At 57.3% G+C, this 22,188-nt stretch carries 19 protein-coding genes; 11 read left to right on the top strand and 8 right to left on the bottom strand.

Annotated features, from left to right (window positions below; all coding sequences use genetic code 11):
* Nucleotides 1-227 precede the first annotated feature (227 nt).
* From IPP95_07585 to IPP95_07535, 11 genes are all read left to right on the top strand, one after another.
* Nucleotides 228-1,454: an anthranilate synthase component I family protein gene (locus IPP95_07585; GenBank protein ID QQS74056.1), complete on the top strand. Its 1,227-nt coding sequence runs from the start codon at nt 228-230 to the stop codon at nt 1,452-1,454.
* 1 nt (nt 1,455) lies between these two features.
* Nucleotides 1,456-2,787, top strand: a complete 1,332-nt coding sequence (gene tilS / locus IPP95_07580; GenBank protein QQS74055.1) for a tRNA lysidine(34) synthetase TilS — start codon at nt 1,456-1,458, stop codon at nt 2,785-2,787.
* 100 nt (nt 2,788-2,887) lie between these two features.
* Complete coding sequence (locus IPP95_07575; GenBank protein ID QQS74054.1) at nt 2,888-3,307, top strand: hypothetical protein; 420 nt, start codon at nt 2,888-2,890, stop codon at nt 3,305-3,307.
* Between the two features lie 2 nt (nt 3,308-3,309).
* Entirely contained in the window at nt 3,310-5,808 is a 2,499-nt protein-coding gene (locus tag IPP95_07570) for a thioredoxin family protein (GenBank protein QQS74053.1), read from the top strand.
* A gap of 118 nt (nt 5,809-5,926) precedes the next feature.
* Nucleotides 5,927-6,502, top strand: coding sequence for a D-sedoheptulose 7-phosphate isomerase (lpcA, locus tag IPP95_07565; GenBank protein ID QQS74052.1), 576 nt, complete (start codon nt 5,927-5,929; stop codon nt 6,500-6,502).
* Nucleotides 6,503-6,674: 172 nt separating this feature from the next.
* Nucleotides 6,675-8,213, top strand: a complete 1,539-nt coding sequence (locus tag IPP95_07560; protein ID QQS74051.1) for a YifB family Mg chelatase-like AAA ATPase — start codon at nt 6,675-6,677, stop codon at nt 8,211-8,213.
* A gap of 91 nt (nt 8,214-8,304) precedes the next feature.
* Nucleotides 8,305-8,964, top strand: a complete 660-nt coding sequence (locus IPP95_07555) for an energy transducer TonB (protein ID QQS74050.1) — start codon at nt 8,305-8,307, stop codon at nt 8,962-8,964.
* 99 nt (nt 8,965-9,063) lie between these two features.
* Nucleotides 9,064-9,318, top strand: coding sequence for a hypothetical protein (locus tag IPP95_07550; protein ID QQS74049.1), 255 nt, complete (start codon nt 9,064-9,066; stop codon nt 9,316-9,318).
* Nucleotides 9,305-9,598: a type II toxin-antitoxin system RelE/ParE family toxin gene (locus IPP95_07545; GenBank protein QQS74048.1), complete on the top strand. Its 294-nt coding sequence runs from the start codon at nt 9,305-9,307 to the stop codon at nt 9,596-9,598. Before IPP95_07550 ends, IPP95_07545 begins: the two co-directional genes overlap by 14 nt.
* Nucleotides 9,599-9,824: 226 nt before the next feature.
* Nucleotides 9,825-11,771, top strand: a complete 1,947-nt coding sequence (locus tag IPP95_07540) for a T9SS type A sorting domain-containing protein (protein QQS74047.1) — start codon at nt 9,825-9,827, stop codon at nt 11,769-11,771.
* 206 nt (nt 11,772-11,977) lie between these two features.
* Nucleotides 11,978-12,928, top strand: a complete 951-nt coding sequence (locus IPP95_07535; GenBank protein ID QQS74046.1) for a hypothetical protein — start codon at nt 11,978-11,980, stop codon at nt 12,926-12,928.
* Between the two features lie 137 nt (nt 12,929-13,065).
* Here the strand turns inward: IPP95_07535 and secA are convergent, their stop codons facing one another.
* From secA to IPP95_07495, 8 genes are all read right to left on the bottom strand, one after another.
* Nucleotides 13,066-16,431 (bottom strand): preprotein translocase subunit SecA, encoded by a 3,366-nt coding sequence (gene secA, locus IPP95_07530; protein ID QQS74045.1) that lies wholly within the window; start codon nt 16,429-16,431, stop codon nt 13,066-13,068.
* Nucleotides 16,432-16,843: 412 nt separating this feature from the next.
* Nucleotides 16,844-17,065, bottom strand: coding sequence for a DUF2795 domain-containing protein (locus tag IPP95_07525; protein QQS74044.1), 222 nt, complete (start codon nt 17,063-17,065; stop codon nt 16,844-16,846).
* A gap of 130 nt (nt 17,066-17,195) precedes the next feature.
* A complete protein-coding gene (locus IPP95_07520) occupies nt 17,196-17,747 on the bottom strand; it encodes a cob(I)yrinic acid a,c-diamide adenosyltransferase (protein ID QQS74043.1) in 552 nt (183 codons plus the stop codon).
* Nucleotides 17,748-17,852: 105 nt separating this feature from the next.
* The gene (locus IPP95_07515) at nt 17,853-18,641 is read right to left on the bottom strand and encodes a class I SAM-dependent methyltransferase (protein ID QQS74042.1); all 789 of its coding nucleotides are present in this window, start codon (nt 18,639-18,641) and stop codon (nt 17,853-17,855) included.
* Between the two features lie 106 nt (nt 18,642-18,747).
* Entirely contained in the window at nt 18,748-19,647 is a 900-nt protein-coding gene (locus IPP95_07510; GenBank protein ID QQS74041.1) for an IS3 family transposase, read from the bottom strand.
* Complete coding sequence (locus IPP95_07505) at nt 19,644-19,931, bottom strand: transposase (protein QQS74040.1); 288 nt, start codon at nt 19,929-19,931, stop codon at nt 19,644-19,646. The genes IPP95_07510 and IPP95_07505 overlap by 4 nt, the downstream gene beginning before the upstream one ends.
* 25 nt (nt 19,932-19,956) lie before the next feature.
* Entirely contained in the window at nt 19,957-21,330 is a 1,374-nt protein-coding gene (locus IPP95_07500; protein QQS74039.1) for an IS256 family transposase, read from the bottom strand.
* A 72-nt stretch (nt 21,331-21,402) separates the two neighbouring features.
* Nucleotides 21,403-22,128, bottom strand: a complete 726-nt coding sequence (locus tag IPP95_07495; GenBank protein QQS74038.1) for a lycopene cyclase domain-containing protein — start codon at nt 22,126-22,128, stop codon at nt 21,403-21,405.
* Nucleotides 22,129-22,188 lie beyond the last annotated feature (60 nt).

Here is a 22,188-nt window from a genome sequence, read left to right as displayed (position 1 = left end):
CTTCCGCCTCGTATTTTGAGAACAATTCCGTGTGAACAACGCCGTACTGCGGAACCGGGGTGTGCTTAAGGGGGCTGGGAAGGCAAAGATCTTGGGAGTCACCCGATTGACGAAGGGGGAGGGGGTGGGTTGCCTGTTGGGGATAAATTTGGGGGTGTTGTTCAGTTGATCAGCTGATCAGCCGAATAGCACATGAGCGGATGCTCTTCCATCCCTATCCTTGCAAGGTGCATTCACAGATCCTCCTTCCGTGGAGCGGAACCCTCAACTGGCGGGCTTTGGAGCCGTTCCAGACCGTACTCGTACGGCGCATCGGGGACCGGGATGAATGGGTCATCGGCATTGGAACCCACGAGCTTTCGACCAACGAGCCCCGCTTTGGTCCTAGCGCCTGTTTCGGTTTTGCCGGATATGACCTGAAGAACAACTTCGAGAACTTGACAAGCATCCACCCGGATCAGGACGGCTTTGTCCTTTCAAGTTGGTGGTCGCCCCGCTTTTTCGTTCGGCTGGGGCAGGGAAAGGCGATCCTTCAGGTTGAAAAAGGGGATGAGGGGGCCGGAAGTGCATTTTTGAGGAATTTTTTCGCGGATCCCGGGCCACTCCCGCCGATGGCCCGCGCCATCTGGACCCGCACCACTACCAAGGAGCGCTACTTGGAGCAGGTCCGCAAGCTGCTGGTGCACATTCACCGGGGTGACATCTACGAGGTGAACTATTGCACCCAGCGTACCGCACAGCTTCCGGAGTTCGACCCGTATGCGGCTTTTGCCAAGCTGTTGGCCCATTCTGACGCGCCTTATGCGGCCTTTCTGCGTGTCGGCGATCATTTTGCTCTGTGTGCCAGCCCGGAGCGCTTCATCCGCATCGAAGGCGACCGGGCGATCTCCCAGCCCATGAAAGGCACACGGCCACGGGGGCGTAGCATGGCCGAGGATGCCGCGCTGGCGGAGGAACTGGCGCTGGACCCCAAGGAACGCAGTGAGAACATCATGGCGCTGGACGTCTCCCGCAACGACCTCAGCCGCATCGCTGCGCCGGGTTCGGTACAGGTGGAGGAACTTTGCGCGGTGAAGACGTACAAGAACGTGCATCAGATGGTGAGCACCGTCAGCGCCCGCATCCGCGAGGGCATTACGCCCATGGACATCCTGCGCGCCACCTTCCCCATGGCCAGCATGACCGGGGCGCCCAAGGTGCGGGCCATGCAGCTGATCGATGAGGCGGAGGACATGCGCCGCGGGCTTTTCAGCGGGACCATCGGCTTCTTCCTGCCGGACGGCACCGCCGACCTGAACGTGGTGATCCGCACCCTGACCTGGGATGCTTCCACGGGCCGTGCTTCACTGATCTCCGGCGGGGCCATTACCGCGGCCAGCGATCCGGTGCAAGAGTATGAGGAATGTGAGCACAAGGCGCGCACCGTACTGAACGCTTTCGGCCATGCTTGCTGAGGTGAGGCGCCTGATCCGCCGGGAGCGGATGCTGAAGCCCGGAGAGCCGCTCTGGGTGGCCGTTAGCGGCGGCGTGGACAGTATGGTGCTGTTGCATGTGCTCCGCGAATTGGGCCACCCTTGCCATGTGGCCCACGTGGACCATGGCCTTCGCGGCGCGGAAAGTGATGCCGACCGTGCGTTCGTGGAAGAGCAGGCCAAGTGCTTGGGTCTTCCGCTCCGTTCCGTTCGCGTGGACCCGATGGCGGCTGCGGAAGGCATTTCCGTGCAGATGGCCGCGCGGGAGCTGCGTTACGCGTGGTTCAAGGAGCTGCTGCGCGAAGGTCCGGCCAACATGGCATTGGGACATCACCGCGATGACGCGGCGGAGACGCTGGTGCTGAACCTGATGCGCGGTATCGGTGCCCATGGCTGGGCGGGCATCCCTGCGGTGACGGAGCTTGAGGAAGGACGCATCTGCAGGCCCTTGCTTGGTGTGGGCCGCGAACAGATCATGGAGTACGCCGTCGCGAACCGCATCACTTTCCGGGAAGATGCCAGCAACACGGACCCCAAGTATCTCCGAAACCGTGTGCGGGCCGAAGTGTTGCCGCTGATGGAGGCCATGCGTCCCGGTGCCCGACGCACGATGGCCCGTGGCGCTGAACTGCTGAAGGAGCTGGCAGCTGCGGCCGAGCGGCAATTGGCGCGGGAAGCGGAAGGGCTGGCCACCGATGGCTCAGGTGTACTGTGCATCCCGATCGAACGCTTGGAGGGAAGTGCCGCCCCCAAGTTGCTCCTGATGCGCCTGCTTAGTGGAATAGACCTGCATCCTGACCTGATAGACCAACTTCTGGAAGCTGTTCGGGACCGTTCCACAGGTGCCCGTTTCCATGCCGGGGGCGTGCGGATCTCGGTCGAACGGACGCAGGTGGTAGTGGACCGGGAACCCGATGGCTTTCCCACTTTTGGCATTTCCCGGTCCGACAAGGAGGAAGGCGGTGCCGGGCCGTTCCATTGGCGGATCTGTGCCCCTGCCGAAGTGGACCTTTCCGAAGGCATGAACACGGCATGGCTGGACCTGGGCAACTTGGAATTCCCGCTGACACTGCGGCCATGGCAAACAGGTGACCGCATGCGGCCCATCGGTCTGGGCGGTTCCAAGCTCATCAGCGACATCCTTATCGATGCCGGCACCTCCCGGAAGGACAAGGCCTGCACCTATGTGCTTCGTAGTGGTGAGAAGGTTGTTTGGCTCGCTGGATATCGCGTGGCGGAAGGGTTTTCTCCTGGCCCCGGCACGGAAAAGGTGCTCCGCGTCACTTTTTTTTGGCCATCAGGATCACGAGCATAGGTTTTTCGGGCTCGGTGCATCGTCGTTCCAAAGGGTAGCTTTGGGGCATTCCGAAGCAGCGATGGCTCCACATATTCTTCTTTTTCTCCTCGGGACGTGTTTGGGATCCCTCGCATGGGCGGGCGGACCGATCTCTTGGGTGTTCGCCTCGGGACCCGCCGGGGGGGACACGGTACAGGTGCGCCTCACCGCCACATGCGACCCCGGATGGCACATTTACGCACTTACGCTGCCAAGCGACGAAGGGCCGCTGCCCACAGTGGTGACCGTGGATCCCGGACAAGGCTATCATCTCGCCGGCCCGGCCATTGAACAGGAACCGGAAGAAACGGACGATCCCAACTTCGGCATGGTCGTCCGCTACCATGGAGGTACGGCCACATTCACCCAGCCCACGGAACGCGAAACGCCGGAAGCCTACGCCCTGCATGGTTCCGTGGAATACATGGCCTGCAACGATAAAACCTGTCTACCGCCGCGCAAGGTGGAGTTCACCTTGGATATCCCTTCAGCCAAGTAGATATGAGGTCGATCCTATTTGCGCTCTCCGCCATCCTTTCCTTCGCCGCCAGGGCCCAGCAGCCCGGCACACCCGTGCCTAAAGAACCGGTAAAGTGGGCCATCACCGCCCAGCAACAGGAACCCGGTGCTTGGGATATCGTTTTCACCGCCACCGTGGACCAAGGCTGGTATGTCTATTCCCAAGAGAACTTCGGCGAGGCCGGCCCGATGCCCACCGCTTTCGCCTTCGACACCCTGCCCAACTTCACCCTGAACGGCACAACCGCTGAGACCGGCGACCACAAGAAGGAGGGCATGGACCCGGTGTTCGAGATGAAGGTGAAGAAGTATGCGGGCCACGCCATCTTCACCCAGCGCATCAACACCTCGGAGCCGGTCAAGCCCGTCACCGGACGCTTCGACTTCATGACCTGCAACGACGAGGCCTGCATCTTCCCGGACCCTGTCTACTTCAGCATCACGCCAGCCACCGGAGCAGCTGCCATGACCGGGGTGCCCTTCCCGAAGGAGAGCGCTGCCACAGGGCCAGCTAACGGGATCCTTGATCCCGTGGAATGGTCCGTGACGGCCAGTGATAAAGGGAACGGGAAATGGCAGCTGGATTTCCAGGCAACAGTGAATGACGGCTGGAGCGTGTATTCACAGAAAGCTTTCGGCGAAGGGCCGATACCCACCAGCATCGTCTTTGATACGCTGGCCACCGCAAAGCCCATCGGCGAGCCAACGGAAGCAGGACCCGACATGCACGAGGGGATGGACGATATGTTCGGCATCGTGGTGCGGAAGTACAAGCATGAAGCGACATTCAGTCGGATGGTGCTGGTCACCGATCCGGCGGAACCCATTTCCGGGGCCATCAATTTCATGGCTTGTGACAACTCCAAATGCGTGTTCCCGGACCCGGTCAAATTCAGCATTATCCCTGCCACCGGCGCGGCCATGATCGGGGATGAACCCATCGCCTCCGTGCTCGGCGGTGGTGGTTGCGACCTAAAGCTCGCCAAGGTGAACTTGGATGAGCCGGTGCTGCGCGGCGATGTGGAGACCGTGGACAATCAGGTCCGCAGCGGCGGCTCGCTCTGGAACATCTTCTTCCTCGGTTTCATCGGTGGACTGTTGGCGTTGCTCACGCCGTGTGTCTTCCCCATGATCCCGCTCACGGTGAGCTTCTTCACCAAAGGCAGTGAGGACAAGGGCAAAGGGCTGCGGAATGCGATCACCTATGGTGCCTTTATCCTCGGGATCTACCTGCTCTTCAGCCTGCCCTTCCACCTGCTCGGCTCGGTAAACCCGGAGATCTTCAATGAGATCAGCACCAACCCGTGGCTCAATGTCTTCTTCTTCGTCATCTTCTTAGTCTTCGCGGTGAGCTTCTTCGGCTACTTCGAGATCACCCTGCCCAGCAGTTGGGTGAACAAGATGGACAGCAACGCCAGCCGTTTTGGCGGGGCGATCGGCATCTTCTTCATGGCGCTCACCTTGGCCTTGGTGTCGTTCTCCTGCACCGGCCCCATCCTCGGCTCGTTGCTGGCGGGCGCGCTTACCGGCGATGGCGGCGCATGGCAGCTCACCGTCGGCATGGGCGCCTTCGGCCTTGCGCTGGCACTGCCGTTCGCGCTCTTCGCCATGTTCCCCGGCTGGCTGAACTCACTGCCCCGTTCCGGAAGCTGGCTGAACAGCGTGAAGGTGGTGCTCGGTTTCGCCGAAGTGGCCTTGGCGTTCAAGTTCCTCAGCAACGCTGACCTCGTGAAACACTGGCGGATCGTGCCCTACGAGCTTTTCATGGCCGTGTGGGTGGTGTGCGCCGTAGGTGTCACGCTCTACATGCTGGGGAAGATCCGGTTCCCGCATGACAGCCCAGTGCGGACTATCTCGCCTATGCGATGGGGCTTTGCCGTGCTCTTTGGCGCGATGTCAATATATCTCGCATTGGGCTTCCGGGTGGACAAGGTCAACAACACCTTCACCACCATGAAGCTGATGAGCGGCCTCGCACCGCCCGTGGGCTATAGCTGGATCCTGCCCAAGGATTGCCCGAACGGCCTGGACTGCTACCACGACCTCGATGCCGGCCTCGCACAGGCCAAGGCCACGGGCAAGCCGATACTCCTCGACTTCACCGGTTATGCCTGCGTGAACTGCCGCAAGATGGAGGAGCATGTTTGGCCCGTGAAGAGCGTGCGTGAAAAAATCGACAAGGAATACGTGCTCGTCTCGCTCTATGTGGACGACAAGACCGAACTCCCCGAAAACGAACAGCGCGATTACACCACCTGTACCGGGAAGCAAAAGCGACTGACGACCTTGGGCAACAAGTGGAGCACGCTGCAAACGGAGACCTTCATCAACAACAGCCAGCCCTACTACGCGCTGATCAGCCCCGACGGCGTGCTCCTCACCGATCCCGTGGGCTACACCCCGGACGCGGACGAGTACGGCACCTTCCTGCAACGCGGCCTGAAGGCCATGAAGCAGCTGGACGAACGAGCCAGTAAGTAGTCTTGAGTCCGGGAGTCGTGAGTCTTGAGCCAGCGGACTCAAGACTCCCAGACTCAAGACTCACGACTAAGAAAGAACTCTGTCGCATAATCCTTCCCATCTTCGCGAACACCCGACCATGGCGAACGAACGTATTGAAAGTCATTTCTCCGAAGCGGCCTCCGTACTGGAGCGCTTCCGCTCGGATCCCGCGAATCTGCTAGCTGTGGAGCACGCTGGTGAACTCATGCTGGCCGCAGTGAAGGCGGGTGGCAAGTTGATCAGTTGCGGCAACGGCGGAAGCATGTGCGATGCGATGCACTTCGCCGAGGAGCTCACCGGCAAGTTCCGCGATGACCGCGCACCGATAGCAGCATTAAGCATCAGTGATCCCAGCCACCTCAGTTGCGTGGGGAACGACCACGGGTTCGAGCAGGTCTTCGCACGCTACGTGCAGGCCCATGGCAAACCAGGCGATGTACTGCTCGCCATCAGCACCAGCGGGAACAGCCCGAACGTCCTGCGTGCAGCGGAAGTAGCGAAGAAGCAAGGCGTGAAGGTCGTCGGCCTCACCGGTAAGGACGGCGGAAAACTGGCCCCGCTCTGCGACGTGGAGGTCCGTGTGCCGCATGCAGGTTACGCCGACCGCGTGCAGGAAGTCCACATCAAGGTGATCCATGCGTTGATCGATCACATCGAAAGAGGGATGGCGTGATGAAATGCATACCACGGAGGCACAGAGCCACGGAGAAGAAAGGTTCCTTGGGTGGTGAGGTCATTGGTGTTGCGCAGACGTTGCGTACCCATTGCGCCGTAGCGTCGTTCCGGTTGATCTTATTTTGCATTTCTCCGTGCCTCCGTGTCTCCGTGGTAAACCCTTCCCCCACATGATCGTCAAGAACTTCGGTTGTGCGGTCTTCGGAGTGGACGCCACCATCATCACTGTGGAGACGAACATCATCAAGGGCCTCAAGTTCTTCATGGTGGGCTTGCCGGACAATGCGGTGAAGGAGAGCCACCAACGGGTGAGCGCGGCGATCAGCAACATCGGCTTCCACATGCCGCGCGGGAAAGAGATCACCGTCAACCTGGCCCCCGCGGACATTCGCAAGGAAGGGACCGCCTACGACCTTCCGATCGCCTTGGGCATCCTCGCGGCCAGTGGGCAGCTGGACACCTCCCGCTTTGCGGATCTCGTGGTGATGGGCGAGCTTTCGCTGGACGGTGAGGTGCGGCCGATCAAAGGCGCATTGCCTATTGCACTAGAGGCGAAAAAGCAAGGATTCCAAGGAGTGATAGTGCCCGTTGCCAACGCACGCGAGGCCGCCATCGTGCAGGGCATCGACGTGATCGGTGTGGAGCACCTGAGCCAAGTGGTGGAGCTGATGGAAGGCCGTACCACCATTGAGCCCACCCTTATGGACATCGCTGCCGAGTTCGCGGCGCATAGCAGCAACTATTCCGTTGACCTCAGCGATGTGAAAGGCCAGGAAAACATCAAGCGTGCCTTCGAGATCGCCGCTGCGGGCGGGCACAACGTCATTCTGATCGGACCGCCCGGCGCAGGCAAGACAATGATCGCGAAGCGCCTCCCCACGATCATGCCGCCGCTCAACATCGACGAGGCGCTGGAGACCACCAAGATCCACAGCGTGGCCGGCAAGCTCCGCACGGAGGATTCCTTGCTCAGCACCCGCCCGTTCCGATCGCCGCACCACACCATCAGCGATGTGGCGCTTGTGGGCGGCGGTTCTTTCCCTCAGCCGGGCGAGATCAGCATGGCGCACAATGGTGTGCTCTTTCTGGATGAACTGCCCGAGTTCAAGCGCACTGTGCTGGAGGTGATGCGCCAACCGCTGGAGGACCGCGTGGTCACCATCAGCCGTGCGAAGTTCACCGTGGAATATCCCGCGAGCTTCATGCTGGTGGCCGCCATGAACCCGTGTCCGTGCGGCTTCCACAACCATCCCGAGCGTGATTGCGTCTGTGCCCCCGGCGTGGTGCAGAAGTACCTGAACAAGATCAGCGGCCCGCTGCTGGACCGCATCGACATCCACATCGAGGTGACACCGGTGGCCTTCACCGAGCTGGCCAGCGAACGCGAGACGGAGAAGAGCGCGGCCGTGCGTGAACGTGTCGTAAAAGCACGCCAGGTGCAGGAGCAGCGCTACAAGGGAACGAAAATGCACAGTAATGCGCAGATCTCCACCCAGCAATTGCGCAAATACTGCCGTATTGATGCTACCGGCCAAGCGCTATTACAGAAGGCCATGGAACGCCTCGGCCTCAGCGCCCGCGCATACGATCGCATCCTGAAGGTGGCCCGCACCATCGCCGACCTCGCCGGAAGCAACGACATCCGCACTGAGCACCTCGCCGAGGCCATCCAGTACCGCAGTTTGGACCGGGAGGGGTGGGCAAGCTGATGGAGGTCCATGGATCTTGATCGAAGGTGAAACCTTGGATGATCCTTCCGCGTAACAAGAACGCGAACACCTCCTTACCGTGAAAACCACAATGCCCTTCCTTCTTCTCACCACGATCATGGCCAGCCTTGCCGTTGGCTCCGTCAATGCCCAAAGGAGCTACTTGGACGAGGTGTTGGAACCTGCTTCCAAGGCCAAGGCGGCCTACTATTTGGATCCGGGTGGTAAGGACGGTCAAGGTGGCTTTTTAGCACACATCTATACCCTGGACGGTGTTTTGAAAGCGGATGGCCGCTACATGGATGCTGAGTATCGCGTGGCGGACGGTCATTTCGTCTTTTACTACCCGAACGGGAAAGTGGAAAGCGAGGGAGATTATCAGAAAGGGCGTAAGAACGGCGTATGGCAACGGAATGACAAGTGGGGCCGGGAACTTGCTGAAAAGGTCTACGACGCCGCACCGCTGAAGAACCTCGTATACACCTTGGCCCAAACGATGCCACAGTATCCCGGTGGGGACAAAGCCTTGGTGCGCTACGTCCGGGACAAGGTCGGAAAGACCCACGGGGATGTGATGGCAAGCTTCATCGTGGAGAAGGACGGGCAATTGTCCGACGTGCAGGTGGTGGGCGCGGAAGACCCGCGGACCGCCGATCAGATCGCCGGGGTGATCAACTCCTTACCACCATGGCAGGCCGGCGTCCAGGACGGCCAACCGGTGCGCGTACAGATGCGCGTGCCCCTCAAATAAGAACCAATCGACATACACCAATAGCCGAGCGCCCCGGGAGACCGGGGCGTTCTGCGTTTCTAAGGGGATGCCTAATTTTACACGACAGAACTAACTGCCATGGACATCGCAACGACCAAACTTGAACTGATCCATCAGTTGATGTCGATCATGGATGAAAAGACCTTGACCCGTGTGGCCAAGTTCTTCAAGAAGGAGGTTGAGGCCGGAGCGGACGAGGACCTCACCGATGAGGAGATCGCGGAGTTCAATCGAAACCATGCGGCATATCTGCGCGGAGACCTGAAGACCATCACCGGAGAAGAATCGGTCACGCGACTGCGCAAAGCTCAAGAGCGCGATGAAGCGCTATGAGGTGATCGTTCTGCCTCAAGTGCATGAGCAGGTCGAAACGATCCGTTCACACCAGCATGCTCTTGACCCCAAGCGGGCAAGGAGGTTCATCTCAGCTTGGGACGCTTGCATCAGCGAACTGGAACACAACCCGACCAAAGCCAGACGCAAAGGCCCTTATGGGCATGTGATGCTGAGCAAGCTTCCGTTCCGTGTCGTCGTGCGCGTGGACGGGAAGAAGGTCGTTGTGCATCAAGTCCGGCACATGAGCCGCAAGCCCAGCAAGAAATTCGGGCCGTAGGAGCGGGGGCCTTCCAAACCTGTCACTACCACCAGTTTCTGCTACATTCGTCACGATGATTAAGGATGAACTTCAAGCGGGCCGGAGTCCGATGCAGCAAGGTGCTTTGCGAAGAATCGGCCATCAATGTGGCGGATACACTGCTCTTCTACGTGCGATCTCTGCGTTGTCGATTGTGCTCGCTTCAGTCTCATCATCTGCCCAATGGGTTCAAACAAATGGACCTGTGGGCGGTAGCATCAATTGCTTCGCCGTATCAGGGACAGGGCTATTCGTGGGCTTAGGCCTAGGGGGGATATATCGCTCCGTTGATGATGGTGAGAATTGGACCCCGGCGAATACAGGATTACCAGGGAGTTGGATTTCAGATCTTGCGGTCAGTGGAACGGACCTTTATACCGCCACCCTAGGAGGCGAAGGGATATTCCGGTCAATTGATAATGGGCTAAGCTGGAATGCGGTAAATACCGGTCTGACGGATTTCAATACAATATCACTCGCCGTGATTGGTTCTGACATATTTGTTGGCACTGGGTCGTCAGGGGTATTTCGGACTACTGATAACGGGTCTAATTGGACGCAGGTCAATAGTGGTTTGACCAACATGACTGTCGCTTCCTTGTCGGCTACTGGATCAACACTATATGCTGGAACAATTGGCAGCGGTGTCTTTCGCTCAACGGACTATGGTGCAAGCTGGACTGAAGCGAACATGGGCATGTCGAACGCCAATGTAGTTGGATTGGAGATCATTGGGTCATACGTTTTTGCAAGGACTGAATACAACGGCATTTACCGTTCAACAAATGGCGGTGCAAGTTGGTCGCTTGCAAATTCGGGCTTGCCTAATCTAAATGTTCGATCAATTGGCACCGACGGGTCATACCTCTATGCTGGCCTTCAGGTTGACGGGATATTCCGTTCATCCGATAATGGCTTTAGCTGGTCTGCGATAGGCTCCACATTGATAAGTCCTTACGTGAAAGCATTTGTAGCCACATCTACATCTTTTTTTGCAGGCGCGTATGATAGAGGAGTTTTTCGGTCAATAGACCATGGGGCCACTTGGGTTGCTTCAAACAGTGGATTGGTGGGCACAACTGTATCCGCAACGGTCGTTAATGGATCTAATTTGCACGCGGCTGTTCTTGGAAGGGTCGACTATTCGGCCGATGAAGGTGTTCACTGGTCAGAAGGGAGCTACATTCCCGGAAATGTTACCATTACGACTCTGCTCCATACCGGTGGCGCACTTTATGCGGGCACTGATGGATCCGGTGTGTATCGTTCCTTGGATGAAGGGGTGAGTTGGGTGGAAGCAAGTTCAGGCATGTTGAACCTTGATGTGCACTCCCTTCTTTCCACCAGTATGGCGATCTATGCTGGAACCACTGGTGGTGTATTTAAATCGGTAGATAATGGGAGTAATTGGATTCCTATTAATCAAGGCCTATCCAGCGTGGAAGTTCAAGCTCTTGCAATATCCGGTTCAAGCCTTTTCGCAGCTGGTTCAGGGATCTTCCGATCAGATGACGGCGGCACCAATTGGGTCCAAATGAGTACAGGTTCTTTTAAGAATCTTTCAGTTGTAGGAACTACCATTTTTGCCGGGGGGCAAGGTCAAGAGCTTTTGCGGTCCATGGACAATGGCAATACTTGGAGCATAGTGAATAGTGGTTTAGGTCTGCCCTGTGTCATGTCATTTGCTGCTAACGGTCCGTCGCTTTTTGTAACAACCTGCGGCCAAGGGATATTAGCTTCTACTGACAATGGTGATAATTGGACTCCTATTAATAATGATTTACTGGGTAGCTCTGCAAATTTAGTTGCGGTAAATGGTAGCAACATCTTTGCTGGAATGAGTCACTATGGGATATGGAAACGAGAGCTGAATAGTATTTTCGCAGGTGTCAAGGAGAGTCCTAAAATGGGTGAGGTGCGAATAGCGCCCAATCCTACTTCTGGGTCTGTTACTCTATACGCTGGTGGAGCCTCCAATATCTCCTCAATTGAACTGTTCGATATAACAGGACAACAACTTTTCCGGGGCAAGTGGAATCTAACCTCTGATGAGTTGACGTACGACTTGATCGATCGGGATAATGGTCTCTATTTTGTTGAAGTGAAATTCAGTGATGGCCACAGGATAGTGCAGAAATTGATTAAAGAGTAACAGGCTAAGGGCGACACCATTGAAAGGAGGCTGAAGATGCATTTGAACGGCAGCGAGTGAATTTACCACTTTTCGAGGCATCCCTCTTCGCCCTTCCAAATTGTACCGTCCATATATGGTGGAGCCCACGGAGCAGTGGGACTGGCAAACCCGCCAACCGCGAAGGTGGGGGCCGACCATTGTTGAAAATGATAATTGCTAAGTCCATGAACCGTTTGCCATTGCCAATATCAAGCACACGCACCTTTCGCGACTCAACTCACTGCCCAACCATCGGCTGTTCAAGTCAGTTTTCAATTAATGATTACAACCTCGATAGGTATATTCATAACTGGCCGATACGGTGCATCTCATGCAAAATCGAAATCAATTGGTGGACAGAATTGCTAAGGCATTTCACAAACCCATTTGCTGCTGGGTTGTTTGCAATGGTCGGGGGTTGGTCGACATTTCTTTCAGTTGAGCTGACCCCAGGGAAAATGCATGCACTCAACCTGCAAGATGTTGGGGTTCCAAAGGATGCAACCATACTTCACATACACTATAATGGCCAAGCCAAGCCAGATGGATCAGAGGTCATTCCAATTGAATTTCATGGTAACTCGCCGTTTCATTGGCTATTATCCCATAGCCGCACAATCTATGCGGTCCCTCAAGGAAATCCTTCGTTGAAGGGTCTTGTTTCAGCAATTGTCATTTGGGCAGAATTTACCGGAGAAAATCACTCATTAAAAAACCTGATTACCGCCTTTGACGCCTTCCATAAAAACAATTTGGCACAGGCCATAGTCCCGGCTTCAGTTGCTATTGAGGCACCGCTTTCATTGCTGCTGCAGGGTCAGGAAAGGCGGCTGGCAGATTCCGCAAAGTATGAAGATGGTAATTTGAAATCGTATGGGGTGAAATTAAATGAGCTACTTCCCGAATATGCAAGGTTGGCGAATTACCCTGTATTAAAGGCTGAAGTAATGGAGGCCTTGAACGAGATGAAAGAACATCGAAACAGCATTGCGCATGAGGGTAGAACAAAGACCCCAATCACCTCAAATGATTTATCAAGAATGCTGACTGCTTCATACATTGCCATTGGATATTTGCGATTGCTGAAAGGGAAAGCTTATCCTGCACTTCTACCTCCTGCAGGTGCCATAGCCTAAGCGGAAATTGAGTTCGTATGAGAACCAAGCGATGACTCTGGGGTAAGAACAATGCAACGCCATAGCTGAAAACTTGCATCAGCAAAAACGCCCCGGTCTTCCGAGGCGTTCAGCATTGTATCCCAATTGGTCACGGGTCACCCCGCCCCGTGGCACTGCTTGTACTTCTTCCCACTACCGCAAGGGCAGGGGTCGTTGCGGCCCACTTTCTTTTCCACGCGCACAGGTTGCGTGGGCTGTTGGCGTGGCCCTTGGGGCGAAGGCATACGCTGCGCTCCGGCAAGGGCGGCACGTTGGGTTTGTTGCGAGCCGCTACCGCTTGAGGCACCAGCATATGCGGGCACTTCGGTACGGCTGGTCTGCATGCGCTGTTCTTCTGGAGTGGGCTTGCGCTCTTGGGCCTGCTGCACGGCGGGTTCGGCGCTGGGCAGTCCGGCGCGCACTAAGAATTCCACCACCTCGTTGCTGATGCGGTCGATCATGGCGTCGAACAGCTTGAAGGATTCCAACTTGTAGATCAACAGCGGGTCTTTCTGCTCGATGCTGGCATTCTGCACGTCGCGGCGCAGGTCGTCCATCTCGCGCAGGTGCTCCTTCCACTCGTTGTCGATGATGGCCAGCGTGATGTACTTCTCCACGCTGTCGATCAGGTCGCGGCCTTCGGTCTTGTAGGCTTTCTCCAAGTTCGTCACCACCTGCATCGTCTTGGTACCGTTGGTGATGGGCACCACGATGTTCTCGTACTGCTTGCCTTGGTTGAGGAAGACGTCCCCGATCACCGGTAAGGCCTGCGCGGCGATCTGCTGGCCGCGGCGCTGGTAGGCTTCCAGCGCCCCCTCGAAGACCTTGTCCGCGATGTCTCCGACCTTACCGCTCTTGAATTCCTTCGCACTCACTGGCGATTCGATGAAGAGCCTGCGGAAAAGCTCCATCTGGAAGCCCTCGAAATCGCTCTCCGGCTGGTATTCCTCGGTGATGATGGTGGACACGTCGTGGAACATGTTCAGCACGTCCAGTTTCAGGCGTTCGCCAAAGAGGGCGTTGCGGCGGCGCTTGTAGATCACCTGCCGCTGCTTGTTCATCACGTCGTCATACTCCAGCAGCCGTTTCCGAATGCCGAAGTTGTTCTCTTCCACCTTCTTCTGGGCCCGCTCGATGCTGGCGGTCACCATGCTGTGCTGGATCACCTCGCCTTCCTTCAGGCCCATGCGGTCCATCAGCTTGGCGATGCGCTCGCTGCCGAACATCCGCATGAGGTCATCCTCCAGTGAGATGTAGAACTGTGAGGAACCGGGATCGCCCTGACGGCCGGCACGACCGCGCAACTGGCGGTCCACACGGCGGCTTTCATGCTTCTCCGTGCCGACGATGGCGAGGCCTCCCGCCTCCTTCACGCCTGGTCCGAGCTTGATGTCCGTGCCACGACCGGCCATGTTGGTGGCGATGGTGACGGTACCTGCCGAACCCGCGTGTGCCACGATGTCCGCCTCACGGGCGTGCTGCTTCGCGTTCAGCACGTTGTGCTTGATGCCGCGCATGTTCAGCATCTTGGCCATCAGCTCGCTCACTTCCACGTTGGTGGTACCGACGAGCGCGGGCCGGCCCGCTTCCTGCAATTTCACGATCTCATCGATCACGGCGGTGTACTTCTCGCGCTTGGTCTTGAAGACCATGTCCTCGTTGTCGTTCCGTGCGATCGGCCGGTTGGTCGGGATCGACATCACGTCCAGCTTGTAGATGTCCCATAATTCCTGCGCCTCGGTCTCCGCCGTACCGGTCATGCCCGCGAGCTTGTGGTACATGCGGAAGTAGTTCTGCAGGGTCACCGTGGCATAGGTCTGCGTGGCGGCTTCCACCTTCACCTTTTCCTTGCTCTCGATCGCCTGATGCAGCCCGTCGCTGTAGCGGCGGCCTTCCATGATGCGCCCGGTCTGCTCGTCCACGATCATCACCTTGTCGTTCATCACCACGTACTCCACGTCCTTGTCATAGAGCGCATAGGCGCGGATCAGCTGGTTCACCGTGTGGACGCGTTCGCTCTTGATCCCGAAGTCGCGCAGTACCTCGTCCTTACGCTTAGCTTTTTCCTCTACGGAGGCATTGCTCTTCTCGATCTCCGCCACCGCGCCGCCCACGTCCGTGAGGATGAAGAATTGGGGGTCGTCCACATCACCGCTGATGAGGTCAAGGCCCTTCTCGGTCATCTCGATGCTGTGCTGCTTCTCGTCGATCGTGAAGTAGATCTCCTGGTCCACAAAGGGCATCTCCTTCTGCTGGTCCTGCAGGTAGCGGCTCTCCGTCTTTTGGAGAAGGGAGCGCACACCGCCTTCGCTGAGGAATTTGATCAGCGCGTTATTCTTCGGAAGACCCCGGTGGGCGCGGAGAAGCGAGAGGCCGGCTTTTTCCGTCTGCTCTTTCGAGGCGCCGTCCTTCAACAGCTCCTTCGCCTCGGCGAGCAGCTTGGTGATCAACTGGCGCTGGGCGTTGTAGAGTTTTTCGACGCGCGGCTTGAACTCGTCGAACTGGTGGATGTCACCCTTCGGCGTCGGGCCGCTGATGATGAGCGGCGTCCGGGCATCGTCCACCAGCACGCTGTCCACTTCGTCGATGATGGCGTAGTGGTGCTTGCGTTGCACGAGCGCGTTCGGCGCATGGGCCATGTTGTCGCGCAAGTAGTCGAAGCCGAATTCGTTGTTGGTGCCGAAGGTGATGTCGGCCAGATAGGCTTGTCGGCGTGCGGGGCTGTTGGGCTCGTGCTTGTCGATACAGTCCACGCGCAGGCCGTGGAATTCATACAACGGACCCATCCATTCGCTGTCGCGTTTGGCTAAGTAGTCGTTCACGGTCACCAAGTGGACGCCGCGCCCGGCGAGGGCGTTGAGGTACATCGGAAGCGTGGCCACAAGTGTTTTACCCTCACCGGTGCTCATCTCCGCGATCTTGCCCTTGTGCAAGGCCACGCCACCGATCAGCTGCACATCATAGTGGATCATGTCCCATGTGATCGGCGTTCCGGCCGCGTCCCAGGAGTTGTTCCAGATGGCCTTCTCGCCTTCGATCCGCACGCTGTCCCGTTTCGCTGCGATCTCGCGGTCCAGGTCTTTTGCGGTGACGGTGATCTCCTTGTTCTCCCTGAAGCGCCGCGCGGTCTCCTTCATCACGGCGAAGGCCTCCGGGAGCAGTTCCAGCAGCACTTCCTCGATCTGTCCCAACGTCTTCTCCTCCAGCTTGTCGATCTCCTCATAGCGCCTTTCGCGTTCGCCAATGGGCATTTTCGCATCTTCCTCGATCTCGTTGCGCAACTGGTCTATCTGCGCTTGCTCATCGGCGATCTTGGCAGCGATTCGGCTCTTGAAGTCGGTGGTCTTCTCGCGTAGTTCGTCATTGCTCAAGCTTTCCAACTTGGGATATTCAGACTTGACTTTCTCGGCGATGGGCTGCACCTCCTTGAGGTCGCGCGATGCCTTGTCGCCAAAAACTTTCTTGATGATGGTACCGATCATGGTAAGGGAGGGGCGTATGATGTTGCTGCGGGATCCCGGTGGATGGCTTGTAGGTCGCAGCGGAAAAGGTCGGCAAAGTTAACCGGTAGGGGCCGTCAACACACGTGCCGAAATGGTGGATCGTGCCGCATTGTCAGGGTGAAGGGTACCGCAAAGGACACGAAGAACACAAAGGGGAAGGGGTATCAGTGCTTCATGCACAGGTCTTGACCTATCGTATCCGGCCTCCTTGGCGCCCTTTGTGTCCTTCGTGGTATGCTTTGCATTCCTCCGCGTCCTCGCCTCGGCGAAGTCGCTCTGGGCTCCTTCGCCAAAGCGCTTCGGCGATGGCGCGCGAAGCCCGGTCTGAGGCCCTTTCCGCACGAAAAAGCCCCGCCGGTAGTGGCAGGGCTTTCGGTGTTGCTTTTCGATATCAGTATTCGTCCTCGTTGAAGAAGAAGTCCTCCTTGCTCGGATAATCCGGCCAAATATCTTCGATGGTCTCGAAGATCTCTTCATCATCCTCGATACCCTGCAGGTTCTCCACCACCTCCAGCGGAGCGCCGGTACGCATGGCGAAATCAATGAGTTCGTCCTTGGTGGCGGGCCAAGGGGCATCTTCCAAGTAGGAGGCGAGTTCGAGTGTCCAGTACATGTATGCCCGTGTTACACGGTCTTTTCAAATTGGCCGCAAATATAGCCGGATAGGGATACCATGCGACCAGAGGCCGAAGAGCGTGCCATTAAGTGCTTGAAAGCCTTACTGGTCAAGGGCATTCGGACCTTCAACCCCGGGGCTTCCATGGCGTTTCCGGTACGTTCAGCCGGTGACCGGTCCAGCGGGCGAGCATGAACAGCAGGTCGCTGAGACGGTTCAAATAGCGGATGGTGATGGCGGGCACCGCTTCATCAACCGCCAATCGGATGGCCATGCGCTCCGCCCGTCTGCAGACCGTACGGCAGATGTGCGCCTGCGAAATGGCCGGGTGACCGCCGGGAAGGATGAAGTTGCGCATCGTGGGAAGGTCCGCATCAAAGGCGTCCATGGTCTTCTCCAGCGCTTCCACGTCGGCTTCGTGGATCATTGGCACCTTGAATTTTTCCACGGTGGCCTCATCACCGGCGGCCAAGGTGGACCCGATATCGAACAGTCGCACTTGGATGTCCGTGAGCTGCTCTGCGTTATGGCCGTCCAGCAGGTCACGCAGCATGCCGATGTGGCTGTTCAGCTCGTCGATGGTGCCGTAGGTCTCGATCCGAAGGCTGTCCTTGGGCACGCGCTTGCCGTTCAGCAACGAGGTCTGGCCGGTGTCGCCGGTGCGGGTGTAGATCTTCATTTTCGCGAAGGTAGCTTTCTGTGAGCGGTGAGCGGTGATTAGGCCGCACCGCGCTATCCGATTGCTGGTATCCTATCACCAACCACCATGCACCAATCACCATGTTCAGTACCTCAGCACGAAATCCTCCCGCTGCTGCTCCTTGCGTAGGAAGACGATCCCGAAGTGGAACAGGTCGATCGTCACGGTCACTTTTGGATGCGCCTTGATCGCAACCCAGGCTTCCTCCATGCCCGTGCTCCAATGGATGTCGTCGAAGATGAAGACGGTGTCGTTGTGGGCTTTGGCGAGGCATTGATCGAAGTAGTCCAAGGTCGGCTCCGCCGCGTGATGGCCATCGATGAAAGCGAAGTCCAGACGCTCCATGATGCTCAGGACGTTCGGCAATTGTCCCGCGAAAGGACCGACATGGGATGTGATGTTCTCCGCATGGTAATTGCTGAAGTTCTCCTGCGCGATCGCAGCGATGGCCGGGCAGCCTTCAATGGTGTGAACACGCCCGTTACCGGCGGAACGGGACAGATAGAGTGAGGTGGTGCCTAAACTGGTGCCAAGTTCGAGCACGGTTCTTGGGTTAAAATACCGAACCAAACGGGCGAGCATTTCCGATTGTCGGCGGGGTTTCAGCGAAGTCCTTGCGATCTCGCCGATCTGTCGCTTTTGCGTATTGCCTCGGCGTGAGCCTGCGCCCAGGTCGGTCACGGTGATCATCCTCCGGTCGCTCAACAGCTTCGATCTCAATTTTTCAATATCGGTGAATTCCGAGCGGGGCGTCCTCTTGCGAAGCACCTGATCCACCAGCGTGAACACGAAGGGCGAATGCACATCGTGGCGGTTGCCGGCGTGGCGCAAGTGCCTCAAGTAAGCGCGGAAGGGGTGGGAGAGCAGGGGCATGCGATCGCGAAGGGATGCGAAGGGAATGAAAAATGTAGAATGTAGAATGAAAAATGTGGAATGATGACCAGCGTAACTGAGGTACTCCCCATTCACTGGACACGTTTCAGGCGTTTGTTAGTGTGAATTGGGGTTCAACAAGGTTTGGTGTCAGGGTACGGTTCCGGGTATCGGGCAGACCAAAGTAAAGGTGTGCCGGGGTCAGTCCATCCAGGTGCTGGTGTGGTCGTTGGTGGTTGTAATAGGCGAAGTACTCGGCCAGAAGGCTGCGCAGCTCATTCCCATCGGCGGGGCTATGGCGATAGACGCATTGCTGCTTCACGCTTCTCCAAAGTCGTTCGATGAACGCATTGTCCGTAGCCCGGCCCTTGCCATCCATGCTCACCTTGATGCCTTCCTGGATCAACGCCCCGGTAAAGAGGTCGCTGGTGTATTGGCTGCCTTGGTCGGTATTGAAGATCATTGGTGCAGGATATTGCAACAGCGCACCATGCAAAGCTTCCAGACAGAAGGAGGTGTCCAAGGTGTTGCTGATCTGCCAAGAGAGCACGTAGCGGCTGTGCCAGTCCATCACGGCGGTGAGATACAGGAACCCTTTGCCCATGGCGATGTAGGTGATGTCGGTGCTCCAAACATGCCCCGGAGCTTCAATCTGCACACCTCTCAACAAGTAGGGATAGACCCTATGCCCGTTGGCGGGTTTGCTCAGGTCAGGCTTGGGCGCAACGGCCTCCAAGCCCATTAGCCGAAGGAGCCTGCGCACCCGCTTTTCGTTCACCCAATAGCCCTTTTCAAGCCTCAGAAAGTCGCGCATGCCGATCACTCCATGGAAGCAATGCTTGGTGTACTCTTCATCCATCAAACGCATCAATTCCAAGTTCAACGCGCTTTCTCCTTTGGGCTGATAGTAGAAGCTGCTGCGTGCAAGGTCCAGCGCCTGGCAGCGCTCCATGATGCTGCCTTCCTGCACGGTGGCAATGGCATGCCGCTTTTGTGCCACGCTCATCGGACTGGTTTTTTCAGCAGGTCGTTCTCCATTTTCAACCTGCCGATCTCGGCGAACAACTTTTCGGGGTCGTGACCACCTGGCATGGCGGAGGACGCCGTCGGGGTCCCTTCAAAGACCCCAGCGGCGTTCTCCGCCAACTGCTTCTTCCATTGGCCGATCCGTGCTTGGGCGATCTCAAAGCGCATCGCCAGCTCTGCCATCGTATGGTTCTCCTTCACGGCCTCAAGCGCAACTTGAGCCTTGAACGCGGGAGTGAACTTCCTTCTGCTTTTTCGGGTCATCCTTGGACAAGTTTAGCCACCTTAGCTACCTGTCCAGTTTTTGGGGAGTACTACAAACAGAGAGCACCGGGGAGTATTCCGAAATGTGTGTCAATCTGCACTGAGGCACGGTGACATTCTCCTGGCCCCAAGCCAAAGGAGAATGTCTCCGTGCCGGATCCTCAGACCAGCACATGGGCCAATCTTTCCCGGGGTACATGTTGCTCAACGACTGAAGGATCTGCGGCCAGCTGCGGACCTTTCTCTTCCAGCTTTTCTCGTTGTGCTTAAGTGTCAAATATAATTGCTTCTCCAAGGCACTTTCGCTGATGAACGCACCCTTGGTCTTGGTGGCCTTGCGAAGAATGCGGTGCAGGGCCTCCACCGGGTTCGTGGTGTAGATCGCCCCTGCGTATGGCATCGGGATGATCAAGAACGGGCTTAGCTCGCACCAGTCTTTCTCCCACTTGGCCGCGATCTCCGGATATCTCCCTACCCATTCCCGCTTGAACTCCTGGAGCTTTTCCCAGGCCGCTTCGGGACTATCCTGCTGGTAGATCGAACGCAGTCCTTGGCAAACTGTCTTGTAGTCCTTCCAAGAGACGAACTTCAAGCTGGTGCGCACCATATGGACGATGCCGCGCTGTACGACCGCTCGCGTGAATACGCCTTGGATCGCCTCGCTGAAGCCGTTCAGGCCGTCCACGCTGAAGAACAGCACGTCCTTTACCCCGCGGTCCTTGATGTTCTCCAGAACGCGCGCCCAATGGCGTGCTCCTTCCGCATCGCCGATGAACAAGCCGAGAACATCACGTTCCCCGTCCATCCTCACCCCGTATACCGAGTAAACGGCTTTGGTCAACACCTTTCTATTCTCCCGGACCTTGTAGTGGACCGCATCGAGATAAATGACCACGTACACCTCTTCCAGCGGGCGGTTGCGCCATGTCTCGATCTCCTCGAACACCCGGTCGGTGATCGAGCTGATGAACGATGGGGAGTAGCTCACCCCGTACATCTTCTTTAGATGGTCCCCAATGTCCTCGTAGCTGGTGCCCTTGCCGTACAGATGCAGGATCTGGTTCTCCAGTTCGGGGGCCAGCGACCGGTCCCACTTCTTGATGATCGTCGGCTCAAAACTGCCGTTGCGGTCTCGCGGAGGCCTGACCGAAACGGGACCCAGTGCCGTTCTCACGGTCTTGTCGGTGTAGCCGTTGCGCCTATTGCTCCGCTTCTTCTCCTGGTCCAAATGCGCGTCCATCTCCCCTTCGAAGGCGGCGGAAAGCAGGCGGCCGATCATGCCCGTGAGCACACCGTGTTCTCCGATCAGGCCCTTGCCTTCTGTCAATCCTTGGATGGCTTCTTGCTCGAACTTGGCGTAGTCGAACGCCTTCTCTTTTTCAACTTTTCTCTTTTTCATGGGGCAAGTTTCTGAATGGTTTGTCAAACTATCCTTGACACACTTTTCAGAATACTCTCGAGCACCGAGGCCTCAAAGCTTAACTGGCTTTGCCGATACCGTCCGGTCACCGATCACTTTCCTCCGCTTCAACAGCGCCTCATACACCGTCACCGTCATCAGGAACATGAACAGGCCGTAGAAGATATCCTCCACGGGAATGGTACCGATCCGGACAGCGAGGTTCTGCCCGTCGTTGTACCATACCACGGCCTCTTCCAGAAAACTGCCCGTGAGGATCCCATTGACGACCAGGAAAGGCAGCAACAGGATGAGATAGGCGAAATAGGCGCGGCCGAGCCATTGGGGCTTCATCCAAAGCTGCAACAGGAGCAGCCAGAGCGCCAAGCCACCGAAGGCGCTACTGGTATAGGCTTTCCCAGGGAAGAAGATGTTCACGAGCAACAGCCCGGCGATCAGTGCCCAAGTGAAGATCGCGGTGTTCTTCCCCAAGTAGTCCTTCACCCCCAAAACGCGGAAGCAATAGTAGGTGAACAAGCAGGCATAGGGTATGCAGATGAAGAACAGCCACTCTTCCAGCGGTAGCCCGAACAGCTCCAAACCGGCTAAGTGATCGGTGTTGAAGTCCCAGATGCCGAGGTGCGTGAACCATGCGTCCCAGGGGATGAAGAGCAGCATCATGCATCCGATCGCGGGCCACAGCGCATGCCACGTCCGATCGAACCGCAGACGCGGATGAAAGCTGAAGAGAAAGGGGATGAGGAACGCGCCGAGGTCGATCCAGAGGTAAGTGGACATTTTTATACCGCTAAGAACGCGAAGGACGCAAAGATGGATGTCAACTGCCGACTGCTACTT

It is taken from the genome of Flavobacteriales bacterium (assembly GCA_016700415.1).
Lineage (GTDB): Bacteria > Bacteroidota > Bacteroidia > Flavobacteriales_F > PHOS-HE28 > PHOS-HE28.
This window is presented reverse-complemented; position numbering and strand designations above follow the sequence as displayed.

What these genes read in the sequence shown, in the direction of transcription:
- IPP95_07525 (QQS74044.1), bottom strand. Translation starts at nt 17,065, where the DNA reads ATGTACTGGACACTCGAACTCGCCTCCTACTTGGAAGATGCCCCTTGG.
- IPP95_07520 (QQS74043.1), bottom strand. Translation starts at nt 17,747, where the DNA reads ATGAAGATCTACACCCGCACCGGCGACACCGGCCAGACCTCGTTGCTG.
- IPP95_07560 (QQS74051.1), top strand. Translation starts at nt 6,675, where the DNA reads ATGATCGTCAAGAACTTCGGTTGTGCGGTCTTCGGAGTGGACGCCACC.
- IPP95_07510 (QQS74041.1), bottom strand. Translation starts at nt 19,647, where the DNA reads ATGAGCGTGGCACAAAAGCGGCATGCCATTGCCACCGTGCAGGAAGGC.
- IPP95_07495 (QQS74038.1), bottom strand. Translation starts at nt 22,128, where the DNA reads ATGTCCACTTACCTCTGGATCGACCTCGGCGCGTTCCTCATCCCCTTT.
- secA (QQS74045.1), bottom strand. Translation starts at nt 16,431, where the DNA reads ATGATCGGTACCATCATCAAGAAAGTTTTTGGCGACAAGGCATCGCGC.
- IPP95_07535 (QQS74046.1), top strand. Translation starts at nt 11,978, where the DNA reads ATGAACCGTTTGCCATTGCCAATATCAAGCACACGCACCTTTCGCGAC.
- IPP95_07555 (QQS74050.1), top strand. Translation starts at nt 8,305, where the DNA reads ATGCCCTTCCTTCTTCTCACCACGATCATGGCCAGCCTTGCCGTTGGC.
- IPP95_07515 (QQS74042.1), bottom strand. Translation starts at nt 18,641, where the DNA reads ATGCCCCTGCTCTCCCACCCCTTCCGCGCTTACTTGAGGCACTTGCGC.
- IPP95_07500 (QQS74039.1), bottom strand. Translation starts at nt 21,330, where the DNA reads ATGAAAAAGAGAAAAGTTGAAAAAGAGAAGGCGTTCGACTACGCCAAG.
- IPP95_07570 (QQS74053.1), top strand. Translation starts at nt 3,310, where the DNA reads ATGAGGTCGATCCTATTTGCGCTCTCCGCCATCCTTTCCTTCGCCGCC.
- lpcA (QQS74052.1), top strand. Translation starts at nt 5,927, where the DNA reads ATGGCGAACGAACGTATTGAAAGTCATTTCTCCGAAGCGGCCTCCGTA.
- IPP95_07550 (QQS74049.1), top strand. Translation starts at nt 9,064, where the DNA reads ATGGACATCGCAACGACCAAACTTGAACTGATCCATCAGTTGATGTCG.
- IPP95_07545 (QQS74048.1), top strand. Translation starts at nt 9,305, where the DNA reads ATGAAGCGCTATGAGGTGATCGTTCTGCCTCAAGTGCATGAGCAGGTC.
- IPP95_07505 (QQS74040.1), bottom strand. Translation starts at nt 19,931, where the DNA reads ATGACCCGAAAAAGCAGAAGGAAGTTCACTCCCGCGTTCAAGGCTCAA.